Here is a 25164-nt window from a genome sequence, read left to right on the forward strand (position 1 = left end):
ATTACCAGATAAGTCCGATGAAGTACGAAAAGCCCGCATGGCGCAAGCCCTGCGGGCTTTTTTGTGTCCGTCATTGTCCGACGATATTCGCCTGAATCCAGAGATTATTGGTATACGAATTGGTATACGGTAGGATATATACCAAAAAGCGTATACCAATTGCATGCGTATACCAATCACGAAGGATATCCTCATGGCACGGACAACCCGCCCTCTCACCCACACTGAAGTACAAAAGGCCAAAGCGACAGACAAAGATCTGACGTTGCATGACGGCAACGGGTTATTCCTCTTAGTCAAAACTACCGGGAAAAAGCTGTGGCGGTTCCGTTACCAGAAACCAACAACCGGCCAGCGCACCATGATCGGATTTGGCGCTTACCCAGCGTTGTCATTAGCCGACGCCCGCGCAATGAGAGACGAAAAACTGTCTTTGTTAGCCAAAGGTATCGATCCACAGGAAAAGGTGGCTAAAGAAGAGGAAGAGGCGAAAATCGCAGTAGAAAGCATCTTTCTTAACGTAGCGCGTAGCTGGTTCGCGTTGAAACAGACGAATGTCAGCGCCGATCACGCCAAAGATATTTGGCGCTCGTTGGAAAAAGATGTCCTCCCAGCGATTGAGAACATACCGGTGCAGGACATCAAAGCCCGCACGCTGATACAGGCGTTAGAGCCGATTAAAGCGCGTGGCGCACTCGAAACCGTCAGGCGGTTGGTGCAGCGCATTAACGAAATCATGGTTTACGCGGTCAATACGGGGCTAATTGATGCTAACCCAGCGTCTGGCATTGGTATGGCCTTTGAGCGCCCTAAAAAGCAGCATATGCCGACTATCCGGCCAGAAGAACTCCCCAAGCTGATGCACACCATCGCCATGTCTAACCTGTCCATTCCAACCCGTTGCTTATTAGAATGGCAGCTACTGACGCTAATTCGCCCGGCAGAAGCCTCCGCAACGGCATGGGCAGAGATCGATATAGAGAAAAGAACGTGGAGCATTCCGGCTGAACGCATGAAAGCCAAGCGTGATCATATCGTTCCGCTCTCCGATCAGGCGCTGGAACTGCTCGACATCATGCGCCCTATCAGCGGCAACCGCGAACATGTATTCCCCAGCCGCAACGATCCTAAAAAACCCATGAACAGCCAGACCGCCAACGCCGCATTAAAACGCATAGGCTACGGTGGCAAACTGGTCGCACATGGTTTACGCTCGATAGCCAGCACCGCCATGAATGAAGCCGGTTTTAATCCTGATGTGATTGAAGCGGCGTTGGCGCATTGTGATAAAAACGAAGTTCGACGGGCTTATAATCGCTCTACCTACCTTGAGCAGCGGAAAGAGTTGATGGATTGGTGGGGGAATTTTGTCTATAACCGTCATCAACTAATGCAGGCTGTATAACACAGATAAAATAGAAAGGGAGTCTTAGATGCCAAATAATTATTATCAATACATTGAAGACGTTAGTGATGATATAAAAACATGCCTTGAAGGCATGGGATGTCAGCCTATACTTTTTGTGGGTTCAGGGTTAACTAAAAGGTATCTTTCAGGTCCAAACTGGGAAGAATTACTACAACAGCTTGCAACTGAATGCCCTAATATTGATAAAAAATTCGCTTATTACAAACAAAAGTATCCAGAGCTAATTGATATTGGAAGCGTTTTTTCTGATGCTTATAATGAGTGGGCATGGGGGGATGGTGAAAAATACTTTCCTTCAGAGTTATTTTAAGCAGGAAATGAGCCTGACATTTACTTTAAACACAAAATATCGAATATTTTCAACTCATTATTACAAGATAATAAAATCATAGATAACAGCGAAGTAGAACTTCTAACCCCCCCCCCCCCTCACTCTATAATAACTACAAATTATGACGAGCTACTTGAATCGATATACCCTGAGTTCACTCCAATTATCGGCCAAAAAATACTGTATGCGAACCATGGCAGCATCGGAGAAATTCTTAAAATTCATGGTTGCTGCTCCACACCTAAAAGTATAATTATTAATCGTGATGACTATGGAGATTTCATAAAAAAGAAGAAGTATTTAAGTGCAAAACTTCTCACTTTTTTTGCTGAACACCCTCTTTTATTTATAGGGTACAGTGCAGAAGATGAAAACATTAAAAATATACTATCCGATATTGACGAACTAATTTCAGAGAATGGTGATGTAATTCCCAATATATACATATTGGAATGGGTAGACAAAAAAATGATAATGAATACCCGCGCCGGGAACGGTTAATTCAAGTATCTGCAAATAAAAGCATCAGGATAAAAAGTATAGTTGCAAACGATTTTTCATGGGTATTCTCAGCCTTTGGTGCCAATAGAGCACTTGATAATATAAATCCAAAATTGCTACGCTCTCTGTTAGCCCGTACATACGATCTCGTAAGAAGTGACATTCCCAGAAATCCAGTTCAGGTTGATTACCGCGTTTTATCAAGCATCAGTGAGTCAGAAGGCGAACTTGCAAAATTATATGGTATAGCCACATCCTCGGATGGCATGGCATTTAATGCGAGCTACCCTTTCACTTTAACCACACTTGGACAGTCACTTGGTTATAAAGGCTGGCATGATGCAAACAAACTTTTAGAAATAGTTAAAGATATAACCAACGTAGATATCAAGACCTTCGATAACAAATATCATTATGCAATTATGAACGGTGACGAAATCCAATCTCATAGATATTCAAATTATCTCCGTGAGCTTCTTGAAAAAGTTAGAGATGGAGAAGAATTTGAATTAGGGATAAAAGCTCCGTAATGATTGATTAAAAGTATTATTTTTCGTCATTGCCGCCATCGCGGCGGATTTTCCCTTTCTAGTAATATCTTGAACGGTGATGAGTGACTCATCATTTGCATCATTGCATCTTACTTGACTACCCGTTTGCAAATTACTTGACCATCTCCAACGAAAAACGGACACAAATCACCTACTGTATTGACATGCAGCTTTGAGCGAGGAGCGGACATGCAAGTCAGGATAAAATGTAGTTACTCAAATCATCAACAGGTCATCTGGTGATAGGGCAAAAGTACGCCATAACTATTACTGCTTCATCGCGTCTGTAAATGTTCAGGAGGGTTCAATGTCTTCAGCTTTGCAACATCGTTTCATTCTTACAGGTGGCCCAGGCTCAGGCAAAAGCACGATAGTTGATGCGATTATAAAACGAGGGTTTTGGAGTTCTAAAGAAGCTGGAAGAGGTGTTATACAAGACCAGGTTAACATCGGAGGTGATGCATTGCCTTGGGACAATCAGACTGCATTCGCAGAGCTCATGCTATCCTGGGAAATGCGTTCGTGGCACGAAGCGGAAGGGCAAACACAACCATGCTTCTTCGATCGTGGAGTTCCTGATGTTGTAGGTTATTTACGTCTTTCAGCGCTTACCATACCGAGGCATCTGGAAAACGCCATCGAGAAATTTCGCTACAACCGAACTGTATTTGTTGCACCACCCTGGCGTGACATATATGTACAAGATACAGAGCGAAAGCAATCTTTCGATATTGCCATCGCGACATATCATGCGATGGTGGAAACATACCGGGAATATGATTATCGATTAATTGAATTACCATGCGTTTCTGTTGAGGATCGTGTGGATTTTATCCTTTCCACGATACAAAGCTTATAGAAAAGCCTCCTCATCACATGATGAAACATAATGCCTGAATAAATCATATTCTGGTATACGAAGAACGCCCGCTTTTGGCACTTAGCTGCCGGTCAACTTAGAAGGAGACCGCCCTTCATATTCTGTTGGAAATTTCCAAGCGGAATGCAAACAGGTAGTCAACTAAAATACAAATGGGTAGTCAAGTGAATGCAAACACCCAATTACTCATTAATCTATTGATTAGTAAAAATAAAAAACTATAGTGAAGAGAGTGAGCTATTTTGTTCAAAACCTTTTTATTTGCCTCCGCGTTTATTCCGTGATGCTGCTGCCTTTCTTATTAAGTGCTAAATTCAGTATCAAATATCATACTTAAAAGGGGCTGATTATGTCCGTACAACCTATTCTTGCCAATGCTACCGTGAGTATTAGCGACTTTAAAAAATCGCCCAATGCGGCGTTGAAAAAAGCTAACGGCGAGCCTGTAGCCGTGTTAACCAATGGCCGTATCTCTGGCTATTATGTTTCCCCGGAAACATGGGAAGCGCTGGCCGACTATCAGGAAGATATCGAACTTGCCAAAATTGCCCGTTCCCGGATGAAGGGGAAACGTGTGAAGGTCGATCTGGATGAGTTATAAGCTGGAGTTTGAAGAGCACGCGCTGAAAGAATTTAAGAAGCTGGGGGCACCCGTGCGGGAGTAGTTCACCAAAAAACTGAAAGCGGTTTTACAAAATCCCCACGTTCCCGCCAACCGGCTTCACGGAATGGCTGACTGCTACAAAATCAAACTTCGTTCCGCTGGCTATCGGTTAGTGTATCAAGTGCTTGAGCATGAGATCGTGGTACTGGTTTTAGCTGTGGGCAAACGGGAACGCTCAGAGGTTTATCAAGCAGCCAAAGACCGACTATAGGCACGGATATCTGACATTCACAGCTTTTTGTTATATGGCCTATCTGTCATCAAGGTGATGAGTAACTCGTCACCTGCTCACCAACTCATTACCCTTTAACACATTGATTCATAAAAATAAAAAATCACAGTGAAGAGAGTGAACAGTTTTGTGCAAAATCTTTTTATTTTGTCTACTGACGCTTACATGACGAACGGCGCTTTCCCGCCCTCTCCTTTTAACGCTTGCTGTAACGCACTTAAGAGTGCTTTTAGTTCGCCGCTTAAATAGTGGCTAAAAGCCTCACGCCCTAACGTTCTATCAAATACGGCCTGTGGCAGGAATCGCCGCATTTCAGCGCTAAAACGGCCATCCCCCACAACCTGATCAATGCTCTGTATGCGCTGTGCCAGTAGATCATCATAATTAGAGATGCGGTAATCCTGTATTTTCTTACGAATCAGATCGATATCATAAGTCGCGTTTTGTTGGATCAGCCACGGCAAGTCCCATACGTCACGATAGCGGATATATTTGGTAGTGGCGACAAGCGAAACCAGTTTGTCGCACATCACTTCATTCAGCGTTTCACACATGACCAGCGTATCGGAATAACCATCGGGTAAAACCTGATAGTTACGTTTTAGCGTCATCGGCGTTCGGGTATAAGCCGGGATATTGGCGATCTCAATTTTGATCCGTTGCCTTGGCATATCGCGTTTTTCCGGTGCAGTGGTCACGGATACCTGCCATTTGTCGATGCGAACTTCCTCATAACCGGGTTCATTCCGCAATTCATTTGGCTCTTTCACGTTGACTTCAAGGCCGTACCGATTCCCTAGATAATCTTCAATACAGGCTTTCATGTTCTTCAGGTCTGCGCCAGAAAACGCAACACCGCCGGCGAAATCCAAATCTTCACTGAAGCGGTTTGCGCCATGGCACAGCCTTAACGATGTCCCTCCCTGAAAAGTAAGCGGCTCCAGCAAGCCCGCATTATCCAAACAGTAGAGGATGTCGTAGTGCAAAAGCTCCTTCTCCACCACATTGCGCAAGCCTTCAAGCTCGGCTGATTCCACCACTTTGCTGACCAATTCGGCAAAGTTAACTTTCTGATTCATGATGTAGCTCCGACTCGTCAATCAGGTGGGTATTGCGCCCAACGCGGCGTAAATCCCTCACGGCAGTTTTCTTCGTCGCTTGCCGTAACGGGGAATTGCCAAAATAGGTATCCTGCAAAATCTGCTCTGGGGGCCGCTTGGTATGGGTAAATTCAATCACCCCAAAAGGCGTTTTATGTTCTTCGGAACGTCCGGTGGTCATCACCGTGATCCGGTCAATAGGGATTTGAGAAATCACGCCATATTCTGACAATGCGGATTCAAGGCTAAGATAGTTATATTCACCACGGCGTAGCGCTAACACGATGCGTTCAAGCGTATAGGCATCTTTGCTTTGGGCATGGTTATAGACGTACACACCGCGAATCGCACGGGTAAGAATGCCATCTTTTACTAAACGATTTAGCCCGGCATTAAACGCTCTGGGCGTATCTTCATGGAAAATCTTGGCTAAATCGCGGGAGGTGAAGACATAACGCCCTTGCTTATCGAAAGCATTTAAACGCTCAATAGCAGTGATCCTGTCCATTCATAAGTCCACATGAAAACCACATAATTGTGTTATTCACGTATACTTGAATAGAAACCATCCGTCAAGTACACACCAAAACCACTAAAAAGTGATATTCACGTGTACTTATCAAAGAGTTTTCATGGTTTGAGGTGACAAAAAGGTGGGATTCATAGAGTGAGAACGTTAGCAAAAAACCCTATCACTTTTCTGCATTGGTATACGCTTAGGTATACCAACAAAGTCTGAACTCACATTTAAAACAGAAATATCATTAAGTTACGTGAAAAAATTCAGATTCCGCCAGCCAGTTGGAAAACGTGAGCGTTCAGAAGCATACGATGATGCGATAAAACGCTTACGTTAATACAACCATGAAAGACGAGAAGAAACACAACCAACAATCAAGATCGTCCGGTTGGGGAGGAAAACGTACCGGTGCAGGCGCTCCAATTGGTAACACCAATGCGGTGAAACATGGGGAACGCAGCCGCCAGGCATTCTTTCCGTTGGCGGGTGATAATGGACAATTCACGCCGTTGCAATTGCTACGTGCAAGAAACCTACTCCCAGCTCATGCCCGGCATACGCCGGGCAGAGCAGAAAATGACTTAGAACAGCAGTGAGTAGTTCAAGCCAAAGGTGCGGCCACGCCCTTTGTAGTTGTACAGCGACGCAGGACCGTAGCCCGGGCTGTAGTACAGCGGCGCGCGCTGGCCCCAGACGGTGGTGTAGTCGCGATCGAAAACGTTCTCCACGCTGAAGCTGAGTTTACCCACCGGCAGATCATAGCTACCGAGCAGATCAACCGTGGTGTAACCATCGATTTTGTAGCCCTGAGCGTCGCTGACGTCGAAGGAAGTGGTGCTCTGTACGCGCAGGCTCCACGGATCCGGTGCCCAACCGATGTAGGCCGTTGCTTTCGACGGGCTCGCCACCTTCACATCATACTTTTCCCAGCTACCGTTCACTTTAGACTCGGTTTTCAGCACGTTGAAGTTCGCACCGGTGCTCCAGTCGGTGTCCGGGATAAAGTAGTCCACCGCGCCTTCCACGCCGTAGATGCGGCGCTTGTCATCGACCACGCTGATGGTCAGGTCTTTATTTGCCTTCACGTTCTTATCGGAAATCGAGTAGTAGGCCGCGATTTGCGTACGCAGGTTATCGCCGGAGAAGCGCCAGCCCAGCTCGTAGGAGTCGACCTTCACGCCTTCCAGTTCGCTGTCATTCACGTTCACGCTGTTGGTCAGCGGAAGGTGCCCGTTCACCGCTGCGCCATAGGTGCCGCGCCCGTAGTATTTACCCGGATCCGGCAGCTCCACGCCCTGGGAGAAATTGAACCACGCCTGCTGGCGTTCGGTCAGATGAACCAGCAGACCGGCGTTAAACAAGAAGTTGTCGTAATCGACCGACCCGCCCGGGATCGCATCGGCGGACTGCGCCCTCCCGGCGGCAATCTGCTGTTGCTGCGCGTAGCCAATGAAATCATCAATCTTGTTCTCGGTGTACTGATAGCGCACACCGCCGCTCAGGGTAAAGATATCATTGATGTCATAGCTGGATTGCAGGAAGGTCGCCAGGTTAGTGATGTCATACCCCGGATAGCGTCCGGTGGTGTAAATCCGCTTGTTGTTCATCCCACCGGAAGCGTTTGCTTGGGCCAGATCGAAGAACATCTGGTTAGAGGTAAAGCGCTCGTGATCCGCATCCAGCCCGTAGGTCAACTGCCAGCCGTCCAGCGGTTCGCTGTTGAGGGTCAGCTTCGCGCCATACTGGTCCGTGTCCTGCTGCGATGAGGAGAACGCGGTGGCCTGTTTGTTCGCGTTGACGGTCGGGAACGGATAAAACAGCAGCGATTCATCGCGGTAATAGACCTGGCCGACCAGTTCCTGACCGAGGAAATCGCTATTCGAGTATTGCAGGCTGATGAGATGACGCTCGGTGCCCGGAATACGGTCTGAATGCAGGCCGCTACTGACGTATGGCTTGGTCGCGCCGCTGATTGCCGAAAAATCTTTCCCGAGGTTCAGCCCGTAATCGTCGTCACCCTGGCTTTTATAATATTGGGTAACCAACTGAAGCTGTTGGGTATCATCGATATTCAGCGTCCCGGTGCCCATCACGTCCAGACGGTCGGAATACTGTAGGCCAGTCTGAGTGTTATCGAGCAGAGTCGCGTCGCCGTTACCGTCAAACCAGCCGCCGAACTTCTGGTACGCCACCGATGCGCGCCCGGAGATACGGTCGTTGCCGCCGGAGATGGCGCTGGCAACGCGCTCATCGTGATCCTTACTGCTGTTGAAACCGCTCTTGATCCCCGTCTCAAACTCCATCTGGGTATCCGGCTGGCCTTTTTTAGTCACAATATTGATAAGGCCGCCGGTACTACCGCCACCGTACAGCGCGGTGGCCCCGGAGATCACTTCAACGTGGTCGATATTGAACGGGTCGATGGAATCGAGTTGGCGGCTGTCGGTGCGCGACGAGTTCAGACGCACGCCGTCCACCAGCACGACCAGCGGACGGCCACGCACGTTCATCCCGTAGTTGGTACGGCTCTGGCTGCTGACGTCAAGACCGGGGATCAACTGAGCCAGTGCGTCTTTCAGCTCTTTACCGCCCTGGATCTGCTGCTCCAGTTCGGCTTTTTCAATCACCCACGTGGTTTGCGCCATTTGCGCCACCGTACGGTTGGTGCGGTTGGCGGAAACCACTAACGTGTCGTCACTGCTCTGCTGTGCGACCGCTGGCGCCATCATGGCGAGCAACAACGGGTTAAGGGCCCAGAGCGTATGCTTTTTGGTTATCATTGTTATTCCTTCACACGGGTGGAAAATATCAGCCCAAAGATGCTGTGTAGCGAGTCAGAGGAGCAGCCTCCGGCTGCGGTTTTTCCCGGCTGCCGCTGCGCCACTGAATCAGCGCGGGCGGCGTACTGAGATCGAACAAATCGCGCCCCATCGCGCAATTCAGAATATGGGCGGCGCGCCACGCCATCAGGCTAAGCTGCGGCTCGGCAATACCGTGGGTCTGCATGCTGGCGTTAACGGCGAACAGGTGATTCTCTTTCGGGCCGTCCCACTCGATGGTGAAATCGTCCCGCACGTTGAAGCTGCACTCATCGCGCATAGCAATACGCGGCATCAGCGGAGACAGCATCTGCGGCAGCGCAGGGCGGTAGCCGGTGGCAAAAATCACCACGTCGCTCTCCAGCGTGTCGTAGCCTTTATCCAGATGATGCTCCAGCAGCAGTTGCCAGCCCTGGCCACGGCTTTCAAGACCGGTGACCGAACGACTCGGCATCAGATGGGCATTACGCGGCAGGCCGAGCACCTCGAAGCGGTGGTACAGCTCGCGATAAATCGTCAGCAGCGACTCGGCAGTAATACCGTCAGAGGTCATTTTCTGCTCGTCGAGCATCTTCTGGCGCGCGGCGTGATTCAACCCGACGAAGCCGGACACGTACTCCGGGGTGAAATATTCATTGGCGAACGCCGCTTCATCCAGCGCGTTAAAGTTATTGCGACGCGACACCCAGCTAATCTCAGCAACTTCGCCCCATTCCCCGCGCAGAGCGTTGAGGAACAGGTCGGCGCCGCTTTGCCCGCCGCCGACCACCGTCACCCGCTTACCGCTCAGGTTGGGCTGGCACAGGCTCATTTCGCTGGCGTGGAAGCAGGTTGGCGAGACGCTTTTCACGCAGGCCGGCAGATGCGGCTGTTTGCCAATGCCCAGGCAGACGTGGCGGGCGAAGGTTTCTCCCCCGCAGGTTTGTACGGCGAAAAGCTGGCGACGATCGTCAAACGCGATGCGTTCCACCGTATTGTTGAAACGCAGGTTTTCCATTCCTTCGGCGGCCCAGCGCAGGTAGTCGGAGAACTCATCGCGGGAAACGGTGCGCAACTCGGTGGTCAGGAAGCGATAGAATTTCTTGCGCTTCACCAGATAGTTCACAAAGCTGTACGGGCTGGTCGGCGCGACGGCGCTCACCAGATCTTTCAGGAACATGGTCTGCATATGGCAGTCCGGCACCAGCATCCCCGGATGCCAGGCAAACTGCGTGCGGCCGTCGAAGAAGCGGCTGCTGAAGCCTTCCGCTTCATGGGCTAGCGCCGCGATGCTCAGGTTAAACGGGCCAATGCCTACGCCAATGAAATCTACAGTGTTTGTCATGATTTAATCCTTTGTCGCCAGCCACAGCGGGTTTTGCAGATCCTCGAGGTAATTCGGCAGCATGCGGCTGCCGCCGTCCTGGTCAGGGAAGGTCAGTTTTACCGGGTTCAGCACGACGCGAATGATTTGTGGCCTGAAGAGTGAGAAAAGCGCGAAACGCGCTGACAGTTGTGGGTGTTCCTGCATGTAATCACTCAACACTGTCGCCAGCAGTTGATAAAAACGTCTCTCCGGCACGCCGAGGCGTACCATAAGCGGCGAAACAAAGCGCAACACCGTCACAAAGTGGCCGGTCTGCAAATCATGAATCAGATAGTCGGCGCTCAGGCGGGCGGTAACATCCCGCACTTCCTGAGGCAGGGAGTCCATCTCCGGGAACTCATCCTTCACCAGCCGCATGTCGCCCTGAAAATCCTTCAACAGAACGCGCTGCGGCACGCCATTTTTCATGGCGAGGGTAATATTTTGTCCGTGGGCGATCAGCGCGACGCCGTAGCGGCACAGCAGGTGGTAGAGCGGCACCACCACCACGCGGAACATCTGCGACAGCCAGGCTTCCGCATCCATCCCGGACTGGGCGATATACGCGCCAATCAGCGGCCGGTTGTGCTCATCGCACTCCATCAGGGTCGCCATCAGAATTGGGATTTCATCGGACTTCAGCCAGCGGAACGGATTCTCGCGCCAGATAACGCCGAGCATCTCCTGATAACGATACGGTGCCTGCGCCAGCGCGGCGTAGCCCTCGTGGGAAACGTAGCCCGCCGCCGGTTCGCCGAGGATCACCGCGCCGCTTTGTTGCAGCGTCGGGTCAGTGGCAAACACCTGCTGAAGCCAGCGCGAGGCCAGCGGCCCGGCGGCAATATATTTGCCCGGAATGCCGCGATAGCAGGAGGTGTTGTAAATCGTCAGCGGCAGTTTGATATCCAGCCCGACCTGGCGGCTGGCGTTGGTCAGGGTGCGCAGCGACTGCTGGGCGAGCCAGCGGTCGCCAAATTCACCCAACGACACCATGCGGCCCTCAGCCAGATCGGCAACGAAATCGAGGGCGATTTTTTGCTGCCACTGCCACGGATGCACCGGCAACGCGAGCCAGCTCTTGTCCAGCCCGCGCGCCTGCCAGGCCTGATGGAAACGGGCCAACTCCTGCGGGTCCATCGCCGCCGTCAGCAGTTGTTCGCTGTCCAGCGCGCTGTCGCAGCGCCAGACCATGTTGTCGCGTTTCACCGCCAGCCAATGAAGCTGGAAGGTATTGGCGTACTCCGGGGCATAGCGCGTCAGCGCGTCCCGTCCCCAGCCACGGCGGCCCTTATTAAAGGCGAATTTTGGATGACCACTGAGCAGGCACTGCAACCGATCGGCGTCCAGCGCGATAAGATCTTCCGCGCTCATGCCGCGACGTGCGTTGCGCAGTTGCAGGTCGCCCAGCAGCGTAGCGTAGAGATCCTGCATATGCTCGGCGACGGTGGCATCGCTCATCGACAGCACCGGCTTTAGCTGCATCAGCAGCGTCTGTGCAACAACGGGCTCATCGGCGCAGCGCAGCGTTTCATGGTCGATCCACAGCCAGCCCCAGATCCCGCGCTGTGCGCTGAAGTGCCACTCCGCGCCCGGCAGATTAATCGCGTAACAGTCATCGCCCAGAGACTCGGCGTGAAAGACCTGTTCGTATTCCAGTTCAGCCAGCATTTTCGCCACCAACTGGCGGTTAACAATTTCCCAGTCCATACGGTTCATCACAGGCCCACCTCCATAAAGAAGCGGGTGCGATCTGCCATCACCAGGCGCGAACGTTTATGCGGGAAGTCGAACTCTTTCAGCGTGCGGTAGCCCGCCGGATCGAAGTGGCGGAACAGGCGCTGGTTGTCGGCGCGCGGCTCCAGCACCGTGCGCTGCGTGCGCGGTTCATCCAGCAGCAAATAGTGCGTCAGCCCGCGCAGCCAGCTTTGAACATAGTGCGCACCTCGCCAGGCCTGTTCGCCGACCAGTAGGTGCAGACCGCGATCGTAGGGCTGCCAGGTATAGTGGCGGCCGATACGATCTTCCGCTGCCCAGTAAATTTCAAAGTAGCTGAACGGCTGATCGTCAAAACAGCCAATCAACGGGAACGCATGTTTTCCGGTGAGCTGGCGTTCGAGATAGGCGGTTTGTAGCGCAAGGGAACCGCCTTGCTCCCAGAAATATTCCACACGCGGATCGTTCATCCAGCGGGTAAAACGTTCGGCGTCCAGCGCCGGGTCTGCCACGCGGAAACTCAGGGTTTTACGCACGCGTGGATCGTAACGGCGATAAACCTCACCCTTCGGGCGCGCCGGGCGAGCAGGGAAGTAGATTTCACGTTCTGCGTCAAAGGTCATTTCGCCGGAGGCCTGTTTTGACGGCGCGCTCAGCCAGAGCGGGAGCTGCCAGAACACGGCGCGATGAATAATATCGCTGTGCATCTGCGCAAAAAGCGCCAGCGCCTGCGGCTCCTCGCGCCAGTCGGCGTAAGGCAAAATCAGCGCGGAGATCTGCGGCGCGGCGATGAAAATCTGATCCAGCGCATCGCGCAGCCAGCCTTCCGGCAGCGGACCCGGCCAGCGCAGCACCGCGCTGTTATCCTGGCCCCAGCCGAGAGTCAGTTGTGCGTCGAGTTTTTCACAGCGCAGGCCGTGGCCGCTGTGAACGATATTGGCCATAGACATTCAGGACTCCTGCGCCAGCAGCGGGTTGGCGAAATCGAAATAGATGACCGATGGGTCGACGATGGTGTTTTCGTTGTGATCGTTCAGGTAACAGAAGAAGTTGCCTTTCACGTTCCAGAATGGGCTTTCCAGCACGTAGTCGAGACAGGTCTTGTGCGTCACCTGTTCGCGCACCGCGCAAAGCTGCATGCGTACCCGCGCCATCAGGCTAACTTCGCTGTCCAGCCCGGCAGCGCCCAGCGCGGCGGTGACGGCGAAGGTAGAGTTCACCAGCAGGTAGTACGGGAAGTAGCGCAGCAATTGCTCGTGGGTGAAAATATTTTCAGCCTGCGCCTCGCCGATAACGTCGAGCCAGCCCGCCGCATGTGGCATAAACGCGCTGCCCTGGCAGTCGCGGTAGATAAGCCCGATGGGGAGATCCTGCTGCATCTCCACCAGAATATTTTGCTGATGCGCCAGCAGGACCAGGCCGTAATCCGCTTCGGCTGTGAACAGCGGTTTCAGTACCTGCTGGCAGTAGGCGTCAACCCACGTGTGGGCGGCCTGCTGCGGCGTGATCCCCAGACGTGCGCTCAGGCGTTTGACTGCCGCGACCAGCAGCGAATCGCCGCCATCCGGTGCGGCCTGCGTCAGAGACACCAGTACGTTGGTCTGGCTTTGTGGCCGATCGACCAGAAGGTTTTCACGCAGGGCAAACAGGCTTTCCGCCATGATATTGCCGTGCAGATCGCGCAGCCCCCCCCAGCCGTCCTCCTGCATCACCTGGAACGTCGGGAAACGGGTTTGCAACATCTGCCAGCGTTCCGTTTGCGCCAGACGCGCCAGGCGCATGCCGCGCGTCACTTCTTTCACCGACAGGGTGCGCACGGAGTTGGTCAGGCGCACGCTGAGGGAAAACTTGATCATGTCGCGGCTGGTGGCGCAGTAAAGCGAACGGGAAGAGGTGGTCGGCAGCCACGGCGTACCGGCTTCGCCCAGATCCCGCAGTAGCCCCTGCTCCGCCAACTGCTGGCACCATGGCTGTTCCAGCAGATACGCGGCCTGCCACGGATGCAGCGGGAAAAGCCACTGGCTATTGCTCAGTTCACTGAGCAACTGTGGGGCGTTTTCAGCGGCAAAGCGCGTCAGGCGCTGTTGCAGATTCAGATGCAGGCTGTCGCCCGCGATGTGCGCTTTATCAACCGAAAACCAGCGCAGCGAGAAGTGGGGAGCGAAGTCCGGCAGATAGCGCTCCGCCTCCTGTCGGGTAAAGGGTTCATGCGATTTTGGTGCCGGATGGAACGCGTGGCCCACCAGCAGCGCTTGTTCCGCTTCGCCAAAGTTCAGCGCGTGCTCGCGCAGGGTGGCCCAGTCGTGACGAGCGTCGATGGCCTGCTGCGTATGCGTATGGCTTTGGGTGACGCGCTGGTAAAACGCATCGGCGTGAGACGCGGGCAGCGACAGCGTATGCCGGAGCGTATCAACAATGAGACGGGAAAATGTCGGGAAATCGACAGGCTCGCGATCCGAAGCGCTCACTAACTGAGCCGGGAAGGCGAAACGGTGATGCTGAGTCGGTGAGAAGTAGTCCACCGTGAAATGCAGCGCCTGACGATCGTCGAGGGGGATAATCAGTTCAGCAGGCTGGCTTTCGGTCAGTCGCCACGTTCTGGTTTCACGAATAAGCGCGTTCAGGAAGCACTGCGCAGCGACATCCCAGGTCGGAGTTTTCTTTGGCAAAGTCATAATCAAACAGATCCCGCATGTTTTGATAATGCGAATTCTGCCGATAATGTTTCTCATTATCAATAACAATTGTTAGAATTCATAAAATTAATTTCACAAATAAACACAATTTATATATGGATTAGCAACATTGTGACTCCTCTTGAGATAGCCGACGCGCCGCAAAAATCCTTGTCCTGTTGGCCGCTGGCGTTCAGCGCGGGGCTACTTGGCGTCGGGCAGAATGGCCTGCTGGTGGCGATCCCGGTTCTGGTGATTCAGACAAACCTTAGCCTGTCGATTTGGGCGGCGCTTTTAACGCTTGGCTCAATGCTGTTTCTGCCATCGTCGCCGTGGTGGGGAAAACAGATCGCGCGCCGGGGCAGCAAACCGGTGGTGCTCTGGGCGCTGGGGGGATACGGCGCGAGCTTTGCGCTGCTTGGCCTGGGCAGCGTGCTGCTGGCGACTCACGCCATTCCTCCGGGGGCGGGCATCGGGTTGTTAATTATCGCACGGATTATCTACGGGCTTACCGTGTCGGCGATGGTTCCGGCCTGTCAGGTCTGGGCCTTACAGCGCGCAGGGGAAGCCAAACGAATGGCGGCGCTGGCGACCATCAGTTCGGGATTAAGCTGCGGTCGACTGTTCGGGCCGCTGTGCGCCGCGGCGATGCTGACGCTGCATCCGCTTGCGCCGATGGCGCTGTTAATGGTCGCGCCGCTGCTGGCGCTTATCATGCTGCTGCGTTTACCGGGCACGCCGCCGCAGCCCGCAGCCAGTCGCAAAAGCGTGCGCCTCACGCCTGTATGCCTGCCGTATCTCCTCTGCGCGCTGCTGCTGTCGGCGACCGTCAGCCTGATGCAGCTTGGCCTGTCTCCCGCGCTCGCCCGCCAGTTCGCCACGGATACCGCCGCGATTAGTCATCAGGTAGCGTGGCTGCTCAGCGTGGCGGCGGTAGCATCGCTGATTGCTCAGTTTGGCGTGCTGCGCCCCCAGCGGCTGACGCCGATGGCGCTGCTGTTAAGCGCCGGGGCACTCATGTTATGCGGTCTGGCGTTGATGATATCTGTTCCGCTGTGGCTGTTTTATCCCGGCTGCGCACTGCTCTCCTTCGGGGCTGCGCTGGCGACGCCCGCCTATCAGCTTCTGCTTAACGACAAACTTGCCGACGGCGCGGGCGCAGGCTGGGTTGCCACCAGCCACACGCTGGGCTACGGACTTTGCGCCATGCTAGTGCCGCTGGTCTCGCGAACCGGCATCAGCGTGGCGCTGCTGGTGACGGCTTTTGTCGCCGCCGCTATCTTCACCGGGGTGTCTGGCTTTATCTGGCTCAGCCGCCGCCATTCATCGTCTTCCGCAATCTAAGGATAAGGAAAAGTTATGGATGAGGTTCTGGGCTATCGCCTGTTCAACGTGCAGTTGGCGCGTAAAAACGAAATTTCACCGTCTCTGCTGAGCCTGGTGTTCAGCGGGTCGGAGGTGGCGCAGATGAAATCTGAGCACAGAGGACACCATCCAGTTACCATTGAGTAGCCGCTTGCCTCTCTTTTCTCACCTCACTACAATGTATACAAAACACACAATGTAGTGAGGTGGCAACATGGGCGTCATATCCGTTCGCTTAAATGATGAAACAACCGCACAGCTTGATGCGCTGGCTAAAGCTACAGGACGTACCCGATCTTTTCTGGCTGGACAAGCCATTGAAGACTATCTTGCGCGAGAAACCTGGCAGATAGCAGAGATCGAGCAAGCCATAAAAGAGGCCGATGCGGGTGATTTTGTCTCATCCGATGAAATGAATAACCTGTTTAGGGAATTAGGTACGGCAAGAAATGGAAATTAAATGGCTGCGTAAAGCCGCGGCCAATTTGGAAGCCGAATACCTCTATATCGCTCAAGACGATCCACAAGCTGCCAGCCAGTTCGTAGATGAAGTCCAAAGATTAACGGAATTACTACCGCAACAGCCAGCAATGGGAAGGCCAGGCCGTGTGCCAGGAACGCGTGAGCTAGTGTTAACACACTATCCCTACATCATCCCCTACCGTGTGAAAGATAATATGCTCCAGATTCTGCGCGTCTTTCATACACACAGACGTTTACCGTCAAAATGGTGAACAACCTCCTTTCTGGATTTTAACGAATGTACATCCACCGACTAACCGCCACGCAGTCATGAAAAGCGATAAAAAATATAGCCAACAATCAAGATCGTCCGGCTGGGGCGGGAAACGTATAGGCGCGGGCGCTCCAATTGGTAACACCAATGCGGTGAAACATGGGGAACGCAGCCGCCAGGCATTCTTTCCTTTGTCGGGTGATAATGGGCGATTTACACCGTTGCAATTGCTACGTGTAAGAAACCTGCTCCTTGCTGAACGTGTAGGCGAGTTGATGCACAGATCTCTTTCTTTGGGTACAGCCGCGTGGCGCGGGTTTATGCGACTAGATGGGATTCTATGGCAACACACACGAAAAATGATGGTATTGGAGCGCCGTAAAGCAAAATTAAATTTACAGCACTCCCAGCACTAAAAACCGGCACATCAAGCGAAACTCTATTGCCATACGCAGATTATTTTTCAGAGTGACTTTTTATTTTAGTTATATGAAAAAACAACAACAGTTTAAAATAAATTAAAATATATACTTATGGCTAAACTTCAATTTCCCACAGGAAATCTTTTTATTGGGACGTCAGAGAATACTTTTATCAAAAATATCGGCTAATGGTCGAGTATTGCCATGGTATCCGGCTACATTAGCTTCTAACCATTCCTGAATGCCAATCTTTTCGAAAGAAACACCATAGCCACAATTAATAATCATATGCTCGAACAATAAACGCTGAGAACGTCCATTGCCTTCCCGAAACGGATGAATCACATTCAAATCTGAATAATATTCTGCTAACTGAATTATTAGCGCTGGGCGCTCAAAGCCTTGTAAAAAAGCATCATTGGATAGCTGCGTAAAAATTTTATTGGCTTCAATTTCGATACGGGATGCGGTGCAAAAACGTGTTTGACCTTTAGAAATATCGATACACCGTATTTCTCCTGCCCAATCGAATAAATCCCCGAATATTTTCCCGTGCAGACCACACCAATAATGCAGATCGTAAGGCGGCTCTTCAAATTCAATATCGAGAACGGCCAGTTCGGATAGTTGACGTTCCGCATCGTCAAATTTACTGTCATCGTTGATGCCGAGTTTATTTATCAGGATATCGCTATCAGGATAGGTATAAGGATCTTGCCCTGAGCCATATTTATCAGGCATAACCACTCGCCTTATACATGGCTATCAGATTTTTTCTCAGCGCCTCTCTGTCCTGCTTGTCGCTTGGAAGTGGCGTATCCTCAACGCTGAATCCTTCAAGACGCATACTGTCCCGATAGTTTTTGAGTTTCACCTGATTGTAGTAATCACGCTTTTCTTCCAGCGTCACCATAAGTGGGGATCGCGTTTTGTCTGGCAACGCTTTTGTCGTGATTTTCCGGTGCTGTTTAAATATCGACAGATCGGTATTTTTCAATTTCTCGATCAACCGTTCCCCGTCGCCAAACACGCCCCATGACGAGATAGACAAGGCTTGCCGTTTGCCATTTTTCTCGCGTGATATGTTGATATCCATCGTTGACTGGAGCGTGTTTAACACGTCCTGTACTTTTCTTTCAGAGATACCCGTAGCGGTGACGATAGATTGCGTATTAGGAGAATTCTCTTGTACCAGAGCCGCGAGTACCGCCATTTCATAACGCATGGGCTTTCACCTTTAATCCGCATATATATGCGATAAAGAGTACCACAATTACGACCCAGGCGTATTTTACCTGCATGTGTGATGAGTGACTCGTCACCTGTTCACTCACTGTTAACCACTTAACTCACTAAAAATAAAGATAAAAAATGAAAGATGAAGAGAGTGAACAGTTTTGTGCAAAATCTTTTTATTTTGGCGTCACGTCCATGCCTCTAATCGTATAACCACTTCCCTGCTTTAGCTGACTCAATGATCATCCCGACAGTAAGCGGTTTTAACGCCTTCGGTAGTGGTTTCTTTTGCCAGATTGGGTACTCATATGCAAAATAATTTCTTCCCTCAAAATTTGAATAATCGATATTAAAATGTCCGAATACATCGAGAAGGAAATCGTGCGCATCTTCCGGCAGAAACAGATAATCGTCCTGCAATGTCCAGTCTTTAGTGACTTGCTTAATACCGGATTTAAACCAATGAGCCCTAATAGGGTAATGCTCCATGAGGTATTGAATAACCTCATTTTCAGTATTTTTCTCGCTCATGTCAGTTTTAATGTACTGTAGGGTGAAAATCGTTTGTCTTTAATTATACACAAGCAGATTAGCCAGGTAAAAAAATGCAGACCGTTTTAAGCCTGTTATATATTGATGTGAACCTGTGCACAGTGTGCGATCACTATTTTGATGATGTTGCCTGTGGTCAAGGGGACATTTGGGTATATCGCTCAGGCTCGCTCTCCAACACCTATTTCATTGTCGATTTCCATGTTGGAATGACAGAGCAATTAGATATTTCCCCCTTTTACATAAAAAGCACCGCCAGGAAGCACGTACTGTGTGATCGAAGAAAATGGTTATGAACAAAAGGTTGTGTTTAAAAATTAATACTCCTTTATGATCTAACAGCAAGTGGCATTCCGCCCACACCTGCGTTGGCAACAGGATGTTGATAAGAAGGGGAACGCCGTCAGCCCCTTTTTCTGTTACTATCGCGCGTTGGAAAATAGCGATATGTATGTAAATATATCTCGCATTACATCGCCGCTCTCAATCACGCTTTCACAGTGAACTACACGCAGGAGAAATCATGAGCCTTCACCTCTGGCTGGCTTATACAGGGATCATCATCGCCCTGATTGCCATTCCGGGCCCGTCTGCCTTAATTAGCATGTCGCACGGTTTACGCTACGGCGCGTCACGTGCAACAGCAACCGTACTCGGCGGAGTCAGCGCGGCAATGATATTGATGTCCTGTTCAGCATTGGGGTTAGGTGCCATCCTTGCCGCGTCAACCACCGCATTTATCGCATTAAAAATTATTGGTGCGGTTTATCTCATCTGGTTAGGCATCGCGTCATGGCGTTCCAAAGATATGACCACAGCGGAGCAGGATGTGCAGGAAACAGGGGCTCCAGGTTGGTTTCCGCTATACCGCAAAGGCTTTCTCGTTGGGATCAGTAATCCTAAAGATCTGCTGTTTTTCGCGGCACTGTTCCCCAATTTTATCGATACCAACGCCCCGCACGCCTTACAGCTCATCATTCTGGCGGTAACCTGGGCTTTCTTCGATTTCAGCATCATGTTTATCTATGCCTGCACCGGCCGCCGTTTATCGGGCCTGTTTTCCAATCCACGCCGCATCAAGCTGTTCAACCGCTCAACGGGTGGGATCTTTATTCTGGCAGGCACCACACTAGCGGCGTCAACGCGCTAAGCAATATGGCTCCTGCTGCCTCAAAGCCAGCAGGAGCCACGTCGTTACGATGCCGTAACGAAATCAGCAATGCCCTTCTCATCCAGCCGATAACGAACCCACTCATCCTGCGGCTTCGCACCAATACTTTTGTAGAAATCGATCGCAGGTTGGTTCCAGTCCAACACGCTCCATTCTAGCCGTCCGCACTGTCTTTCCTGCGCGAGACGCGCAATCTGTTTCAGCAGCGCTTTACCCGCTCCCGCATTACGATACGCCTGCCCAATATAGAGATCTTCCAGATAGATGCCATATTTCCCCAGCCAGGTTGAATAGCTCATGAAGAAAATCGCATAGCCGACGGGCTTGCCGTCAATCTCACAGATCAGCGTTTCAGCCGTCGCGCCCTCGCCAAATAACGAATTCTCAATATCTTCAATCGAGGCTAACACTTCATGGCGCGCCTTCTCATATACGGCCAATTCAATGATTAAATCCAAAATCACGCTCGCATCTGATTTCTGCGCAGGGCGGATGACAATATTCATAAAGCGTCTTTTCTCCGGAGCTAACTTTTCAGTATCAACAATAGCTAAGGCTTACCATGCTACCGGATTAAAAATACTGTATGAACTGCATTTTCTACAGCGACTGATGAACATCATGTACCTGGATTTACACCGTATCGATTTAAACTTGCTGGCGGTGTTTCACTGCGTGTACCCACATCAATCCGTCGCCGCTGCGGCAAAAGAACTGGCAATGAGCGCATCGGCAGTCAGAACGCGCCTACGGGTCGCTATCACTCTTATAAATAGATCACAAGATAACTTGTCATACAGATAATACGAAAAAAAGACCACATTAATACATTGATATAAAATGGAAATAGCTCTGCATATCTTCTGGTTACGCTGCTTTTATTATCATTTTTTTGTGACCTGTCTAACACATACCAAGAAACGTAACCTTCTTAATAAAATCCGCAATAGTTAATCCTCTACTAAGGGGATAACAATAGCCACGAGCCTAGCAAGAAGTTCCTCAATCCTCTTTTGGAGTTTCCAATGACCAACAATAATAAGCTGAGCGTTGCGGAGAAAATCGGCTTTGGCATGGGCGATGCCGCCTGTGGCATCGTTTATTCTTCCGTAACCATGTTTCTTACCTACTTTTATACCGATATTTATGGCATCTCCGCCGCCGCAGTGGGGGTGATGTTTCTAGTAACTCGCGTGCTGGATGCCATCGTTGACCCGCTGATTGGCCTAGTTGCAGACCGCACCAAGACACGCTGGGGGCACTTTCGCCCGTGGCTGGTCTGGTTTGCCGTCCCCTACGCCGTGATTGCCGTGTTGGCCTACACCACACCGGAACTGAATGGCACCGGTAAACTGGTTTATGCCTACATCACTTACACGTTGCTGATGCTGTTCTACACCTTTATCAACATTCCTTACTGCTCACTCGGCGGTGTCATCACCAGCGATGAAAAAGACAGAATTTCCGCGCAGTCGTATCGCTTTACCATTTCTTCAATGGCAGGGCTATTGGTATCGGTCGGCACGCTGTGGCTAGTCGACTGGATTGGCGGCACCAACAAACAATTAGGCTATCAGGGCACCATGATGATTATGGGTAGTCTGGCTGTTGTGATGCTGTTTTTTTGCTTCTTCACCACAAACGAACGCATCAACCCTGCCGTAGATAAAAATCAGAACGTCTGGGACGATGTCAGAAATCTGCTGAGCAACGATCAGTGGCGCATCGTGGCTATTATTACCTTCTTTTCCAGCATGGCAGGCGTCATGCGCGGCGCGGCGACGCTGTATTATGCAACCTACCTGATGGTAGGGCCGGAACAAGGCAGCGCAGCCGGAACGGCGATGAAATCCGCGTTTATCACCACCAGCGTCGTCGGCACCATTATTGGTGCGATGATGGCGGGTTATTTTGGTAAACGCTTCAGCAGCATAAGTCTGTTCAAAAATATCAACCTGTTGCTGGTGTTTGTCGGCATCATCTTATTCATGGTGCCGCCACAGTGGCTGGCTGTCGTCTTCCCGCTCTACTTTTTGATCGGCTTTTTCCACCAGATGTACCAACCGTTCAAATGGAACATGATGGCCAACGCCGCCGATTACGGCGAGTGGAAAACGGGCCGCCGCATTACTGGTCTCTCTTTCTCTGGCAATCTGTTCGCCCTGAAACTGGGTATGGCAATTGCGGGAGCCATCGTCGGTTTTTCACTCGGCTGGTTCGGCTATGTGGCGGGTTCCCCCACACAAACGCCACTCGCCACAGCGGGTATTATCGGCTTACTGAGCATCGGTCCATCACTTTCCTATCTGGTACTTTATTGGCTGGTACGTTTTTACAAGCTGGACGATAAAACGATGGAAACTATTCAGGCCGATCTGGCGAAACGCCACAACACAGCCGACCGCGCGGCGGAAAGCGAACTTCCTGTCGATCAGGGCCTGACGCCAAAAGGCGCAGCCTGATCGCGATATCTGCGGGTAGCGCGCTGCCCGCCCTTTACTATCAGGATGATGACATGAGTACAGCACATTCTCCCTGGAACCCAGATTTGGGTAACGGACGCTATAAGAATCCGATTTTATGCGCCGATTATTCCGATCCTGACATCGTGCGCGTTGGCGACGATTTTTACATGGTGTCGTCCAGCTTTAACCACATGCCTGCGTTACCGATCCTGCATTCTCAGGATCTGGTGAACTGGACGTTAATCAATCACGTATTCAGCCGGTTCGATCTGCCCGGATATGAACAATTTCAGCCAGGAAAAGGCGTATGGGCACCCAGCATTCGCTATCATGCCGGAAAATTCTGGGTGTTTTTCAGTACGCCCGATGAAGGGATCTTTATGTCGCAGGCTGACGATCCCAAAGGCGAATGGAGCGCACCGCATTGTCTCAGGCAGGCTAAAGGCTGGATCGACCCATGCCCGTTCTGGGATGACGACGGCACCGCCTGGCTAATCCACGCTTTTGCCTTTAGCCGCAGCGGTAAGAAACACCTGCTGCAACTGTGCCGAATGGCAGAAGATGGTCGAGCTCTACTCGATGAAGGAAAGATCGTCGTTGATGGTCGGGCAACACAGCCCACCATCGAAGGGCCGAAGCTGTATAAGCGCAACGGCTGGTATTACATTTTCGCACCAGCGGGGGGCGTTCCCACCGGATGGCAAACGGTACTGCGTGCACGCTCACTGAATGGGCCGTGGCAAAGCAGGATCGTACTGCACCAGGGCACCACATCGGTTAATGGCCCGCATCAGGGCGGCTGGGTCGAATTAGATAACGGTGAAAGCTGGTTTGTACATTTTCAGGATCGCCATGCCTATGGACGAGTCGTCCACCTACAGCCGATGCGCTGGCAGGACGACTGGCCGCTGATCGGTGAACAGCATAATGCGCAAGGGTTAGGGCAACCGGTGTTGGAAGCCGCCAAACCTCGCGTAAACGCCTCCGTAAGCATGCAACAGCCATTAACCTCCGACGATTTTTCTTCGGCGGTACTAGGGCGGCAATGGCAATGGCAAGCAAACCCCGATGAACGCTGGTTAGCGCATACCCAACCGGGACTTAAGCTATTCTGCCAGCCCATGCCTACCCGCGCGGGTGAAGCTTCATGGTATGACGTACCGAATTTGCTGATGCAAAAATTTCCGGCTGAGGAATTCGAGGCCACGATGAATCTAACACCTGTTCTGGAACAGGTGGGCGATCGCTGCGGCCTGATTATTTATGGTGAGCGTTTCGCTTTCCTCGGCGTAGAGAAAAGCGCAGAAGGTCTGGAATTGGTAACCGGATTCGGCTGGATGAGTGATGCTCAGCAGTTGGAACAACACCAGAAGACTTTAGCGGTGTTACCTGGACAGCAGAGCATCACTCTGCGGGTCACCGTGCGGCAAAACGCCATTTGTCAGTTCGCCTGGCTGGGCAATAACGGGGAATATTGTACGTTTGACGATAGCTTCGCTGCCGGCCCTGGCAAGTGGGTAGGTGCTAAAGTGGGGCTGTACGCACTGACGACGGCACGAGGAAATAGTGGGAGTCACGCTTGGGTCAACAATGTGAACGTCACCGCTATCGAGCAATAACCCGATAGCGGCTATAGGAAAGGTCACGAGTCTGGCTGTCTGCGCTTCGGTGCAGTTTTGGTATTAGCGAGTTTTAGTATTAAATACCGAGAGCATCGGCAGCCTGCTCACTTTCTGCTTTGGGGAAGTTTGCATAGACCAGCGCATCGAGTAACGCAGCGCGATCGATCGCCGGATAAATATCCGAGTTCTGCAAAAGCTGACCGATTTCCTGAGCCGTCAACTGAGGATAGATGGCGTGTGAAGCAACAGTTATATCGCGGGCGGCGTAACCCAGCTTGCGTAAAATCACCGCAGTCTGCTGGTGTGTTGTCGCATCCTGATACACGGTATAAAGCACATCGGCAATTAATGTCGACGTCAAAACCGAAATACGGGACACATCCCCCACTCGCCCACCCAGTGCCTGAAGGATGTTCTCGACGGCCTGTTCTGGCGTTTTTCCCTGCGCCTGTTGTGAAGCCAGTACGGAAACCAATTTATTTTTTATTTCATCATTCGCCATCATTCGGTTCCTTCATACGTTTATTACTGATGTTGTTTTAATATAAGCACGCTACCTGTCATGACCGTAATGAGCAAACAAAATCATGCATCAGTACTCTTGAATAGGTACAAAAAGACATCAACCCGCTCTGCGGTGTATAATAACGCCTATCTTTCGGAAACGCGGCTCTTCTTAATCCTAATCACGAAAGAAACATACAGAAAGATAGCTTGAAGTATGACGGAGATAAAATACAGTTTGATACAACTCCGCATACATCGTTCCACCCTCTTTTTTCCTGAAATGCGATAATCCTCCGATAAAAATCGCATTTTCGTTTATGCCCTGTCA

General features: G+C 51.4%; 27 protein-coding genes and 1 pseudogene. 16 read left to right on the forward strand and 12 right to left on the reverse strand.

Going from position 1 to position 25164, the window contains the following annotated elements; translation table 11 throughout:
- Positions 1 to 193: 193 nt before the first annotated feature.
- The 7 genes and pseudogenes from A8F97_RS14155 to A8F97_RS23305 all read left to right on the forward strand — a co-directional run bounded on the left by A8F97_RS14155 (position 194) and on the right by A8F97_RS23305 (position 4567).
- The gene (locus A8F97_RS14155) at positions 194 to 1405 is read left to right on the forward strand and encodes an integrase domain-containing protein (RefSeq protein ID WP_033070952.1); all 1212 of its coding nucleotides are present in this window, start codon (positions 194 to 196) and stop codon (positions 1403 to 1405) included.
- Between the two features lie 28 nt (positions 1406 to 1433).
- Positions 1434 to 1739 carry an SIR2 family protein gene (locus A8F97_RS24655; RefSeq protein ID WP_014698803.1) on the forward strand — a complete coding sequence of 102 codons (306 nt, stop codon included), beginning with the start codon at positions 1434 to 1436 and terminating at the stop codon, positions 1737 to 1739.
- Positions 1740 to 1922: 183 nt separating this feature from the next.
- Positions 1923 to 2261: an SIR2 family NAD-dependent protein deacylase gene (locus A8F97_RS24660; protein ID WP_232830242.1), complete on the forward strand. Its 339-nt coding sequence runs from the start codon at positions 1923 to 1925 to the stop codon at positions 2259 to 2261.
- Positions 2213 to 2791, forward strand: coding sequence for a hypothetical protein (locus tag A8F97_RS24665; protein ID WP_227001557.1), 579 nt, complete (start codon positions 2213 to 2215; stop codon positions 2789 to 2791). Before A8F97_RS24660 ends, A8F97_RS24665 begins: the two co-directional genes overlap by 49 nt.
- 328 nt (positions 2792 to 3119) lie before the next feature.
- Entirely contained in the window at positions 3120 to 3671 is a 552-nt protein-coding gene (locus A8F97_RS14165; protein WP_012822678.1) for an AAA family ATPase, read from the forward strand.
- Positions 3672 to 4041: 370 nt separating this feature from the next.
- On the forward strand, positions 4042 to 4293 hold the full coding sequence (locus tag A8F97_RS14170; RefSeq protein WP_012822677.1) for a type II toxin-antitoxin system Phd/YefM family antitoxin: 252 nt from the start codon (positions 4042 to 4044) through the stop codon (positions 4291 to 4293).
- Positions 4283 to 4567: pseudogene (locus tag A8F97_RS23305) on the forward strand (type II toxin-antitoxin system RelE family toxin). The gene A8F97_RS14170 and the pseudogene A8F97_RS23305 overlap by 11 nt, the downstream one beginning before the upstream one ends.
- A gap of 182 nt (positions 4568 to 4749) precedes the next feature.
- On the opposite strand, the gene A8F97_RS14175 reads toward A8F97_RS23305, so the two are convergent.
- Entirely contained in the window at positions 4750 to 5667 is a 918-nt protein-coding gene (locus tag A8F97_RS14175; RefSeq protein ID WP_033070950.1) for a nucleotidyl transferase AbiEii/AbiGii toxin family protein, read from the reverse strand.
- A complete protein-coding gene (gene abiEi, locus A8F97_RS14180; protein WP_033070949.1) occupies positions 5651 to 6196 on the reverse strand; it encodes a type IV toxin-antitoxin system AbiEi family antitoxin in 546 nt (181 codons plus the stop codon). The genes A8F97_RS14175 and abiEi overlap by 17 nt, the downstream gene beginning before the upstream one ends.
- Before the next feature lie 356 nt (positions 6197 to 6552).
- Between abiEi and A8F97_RS23310 the strand changes: the two genes are divergently transcribed.
- On the forward strand, positions 6553 to 6804 hold the full coding sequence (locus tag A8F97_RS23310) for a hypothetical protein (RefSeq protein WP_227001558.1): 252 nt from the start codon (positions 6553 to 6555) through the stop codon (positions 6802 to 6804).
- On the opposite strand, the gene iutA is transcribed toward A8F97_RS23310, so the two are convergent.
- From iutA to iucA, 5 genes are read right to left on the reverse strand one after another with little or no spacing between them, the layout of a single operon-like run.
- Positions 6790 to 8988 (reverse strand): ferric aerobactin receptor IutA, encoded by a 2199-nt coding sequence (iutA, locus tag A8F97_RS14185; RefSeq protein ID WP_033070948.1) that lies wholly within the window; start codon positions 8986 to 8988, stop codon positions 6790 to 6792. The genes A8F97_RS23310 and iutA overlap by 15 nt on opposite strands.
- A gap of 28 nt (positions 8989 to 9016) precedes the next feature.
- Positions 9017 to 10351, reverse strand: a complete 1335-nt coding sequence (gene iucD / locus A8F97_RS14190; RefSeq protein WP_033070947.1) for an NADPH-dependent L-lysine N(6)-monooxygenase — start codon at positions 10349 to 10351, stop codon at positions 9017 to 9019.
- A gap of 3 nt (positions 10352 to 10354) precedes the next feature.
- On the reverse strand, positions 10355 to 12088 hold the full coding sequence (iucC, locus tag A8F97_RS14195) for an aerobactin synthase IucC (protein WP_033070946.1): 1734 nt from the start codon (positions 12086 to 12088) through the stop codon (positions 10355 to 10357).
- The gene (gene iucB / locus A8F97_RS14200; RefSeq protein ID WP_033070945.1) at positions 12088 to 13035 is read right to left on the reverse strand and encodes a N(6)-hydroxylysine O-acetyltransferase; all 948 of its coding nucleotides are present in this window, start codon (positions 13033 to 13035) and stop codon (positions 12088 to 12090) included. The genes iucC and iucB overlap by 1 nt, the downstream gene beginning before the upstream one ends.
- Positions 13036 to 14760, reverse strand: a complete 1725-nt coding sequence (gene iucA, locus A8F97_RS14205) for an aerobactin synthase IucA (protein ID WP_014698795.1) — start codon at positions 14758 to 14760, stop codon at positions 13036 to 13038.
- 132 nt (positions 14761 to 14892) lie between these two features.
- Between iucA and A8F97_RS14210 the strand changes: the two genes are divergently transcribed.
- The 5 genes from A8F97_RS14210 to A8F97_RS14225 all read left to right on the forward strand — a co-directional run bounded on the left by A8F97_RS14210 (position 14893) and on the right by A8F97_RS14225 (position 17277).
- Positions 14893 to 16104 (forward strand): MFS transporter, encoded by a 1212-nt coding sequence (locus A8F97_RS14210; protein WP_012822669.1) that lies wholly within the window; start codon positions 14893 to 14895, stop codon positions 16102 to 16104.
- 15 nt (positions 16105 to 16119) lie between these two features.
- Positions 16120 to 16272, forward strand: coding sequence for a ferredoxin reductase domain-containing protein (locus tag A8F97_RS23895; protein ID WP_012822668.1), 153 nt, complete (start codon positions 16120 to 16122; stop codon positions 16270 to 16272).
- Between the two features lie 67 nt (positions 16273 to 16339).
- On the forward strand, positions 16340 to 16585 hold the full coding sequence (gene relB / locus A8F97_RS14215) for a type II toxin-antitoxin system RelB family antitoxin (protein ID WP_012822667.1): 246 nt from the start codon (positions 16340 to 16342) through the stop codon (positions 16583 to 16585).
- Positions 16575 to 16859, forward strand: a complete 285-nt coding sequence (locus tag A8F97_RS14220) for a type II toxin-antitoxin system RelE/ParE family toxin (protein WP_012822666.1) — start codon at positions 16575 to 16577, stop codon at positions 16857 to 16859. The genes relB and A8F97_RS14220 overlap by 11 nt, the downstream gene beginning before the upstream one ends.
- A gap of 58 nt (positions 16860 to 16917) precedes the next feature.
- A complete protein-coding gene (locus tag A8F97_RS14225; RefSeq protein WP_033070944.1) occupies positions 16918 to 17277 on the forward strand; it encodes a hypothetical protein in 360 nt (119 codons plus the stop codon).
- A gap of 162 nt (positions 17278 to 17439) precedes the next feature.
- Here A8F97_RS14225 and A8F97_RS14230 read toward each other — a convergent pair whose 3' ends face one another.
- The 3 genes from A8F97_RS14230 to A8F97_RS14240 all read right to left on the reverse strand — a co-directional run bounded on the left by A8F97_RS14230 (position 17440) and on the right by A8F97_RS14240 (position 19050).
- Entirely contained in the window at positions 17440 to 18024 is a 585-nt protein-coding gene (locus A8F97_RS14230; RefSeq protein ID WP_033070943.1) for a Fic/DOC family protein, read from the reverse strand.
- Complete coding sequence (locus A8F97_RS14235) at positions 18017 to 18508, reverse strand: YhfG family protein (RefSeq protein WP_025919848.1); 492 nt, start codon at positions 18506 to 18508, stop codon at positions 18017 to 18019. Before A8F97_RS14235 ends, A8F97_RS14230 begins: the two co-directional genes overlap by 8 nt.
- Positions 18509 to 18720: 212 nt before the next feature.
- Positions 18721 to 19050: a DUF1493 family protein gene (locus A8F97_RS14240; protein ID WP_025919847.1), complete on the reverse strand. Its 330-nt coding sequence runs from the start codon at positions 19048 to 19050 to the stop codon at positions 18721 to 18723.
- 544 nt (positions 19051 to 19594) lie between these two features.
- On the opposite strand from A8F97_RS14240, the gene A8F97_RS14245 reads away from it, so the two are divergent.
- Complete coding sequence (locus A8F97_RS14245; RefSeq protein ID WP_012822661.1) at positions 19595 to 20221, forward strand: LysE family translocator; 627 nt, start codon at positions 19595 to 19597, stop codon at positions 20219 to 20221.
- A 44-nt stretch (positions 20222 to 20265) separates the two neighbouring features.
- On the opposite strand, the gene A8F97_RS14250 is transcribed toward A8F97_RS14245, so the two are convergent.
- Positions 20266 to 20748, reverse strand: a complete 483-nt coding sequence (locus A8F97_RS14250; protein WP_033070942.1) for a GNAT family N-acetyltransferase — start codon at positions 20746 to 20748, stop codon at positions 20266 to 20268.
- Between the two features lie 519 nt (positions 20749 to 21267).
- Here A8F97_RS14250 and A8F97_RS14255 point away from each other — a divergent pair.
- The gene (locus A8F97_RS14255) at positions 21268 to 22704 is read left to right on the forward strand and encodes a glycoside-pentoside-hexuronide (GPH):cation symporter (RefSeq protein WP_005971794.1); all 1437 of its coding nucleotides are present in this window, start codon (positions 21268 to 21270) and stop codon (positions 22702 to 22704) included.
- A gap of 53 nt (positions 22705 to 22757) precedes the next feature.
- Positions 22758 to 24326, forward strand: a complete 1569-nt coding sequence (locus tag A8F97_RS14260; protein WP_033070941.1) for a glycoside hydrolase family 43 protein — start codon at positions 22758 to 22760, stop codon at positions 24324 to 24326.
- Between the two features lie 79 nt (positions 24327 to 24405).
- Here A8F97_RS14260 and A8F97_RS14265 read toward each other — a convergent pair whose 3' ends face one another.
- Positions 24406 to 24831 (reverse strand): hypothetical protein, encoded by a 426-nt coding sequence (locus A8F97_RS14265; protein ID WP_025919846.1) that lies wholly within the window; start codon positions 24829 to 24831, stop codon positions 24406 to 24408.
- Positions 24832 to 25164: the final 333 nt, after the last annotated feature.

Source organism: Pectobacterium parmentieri (assembly GCF_001742145.1).
GTDB classification, from domain to species: domain Bacteria; phylum Pseudomonadota; class Gammaproteobacteria; order Enterobacterales; family Enterobacteriaceae; genus Pectobacterium; species Pectobacterium parmentieri.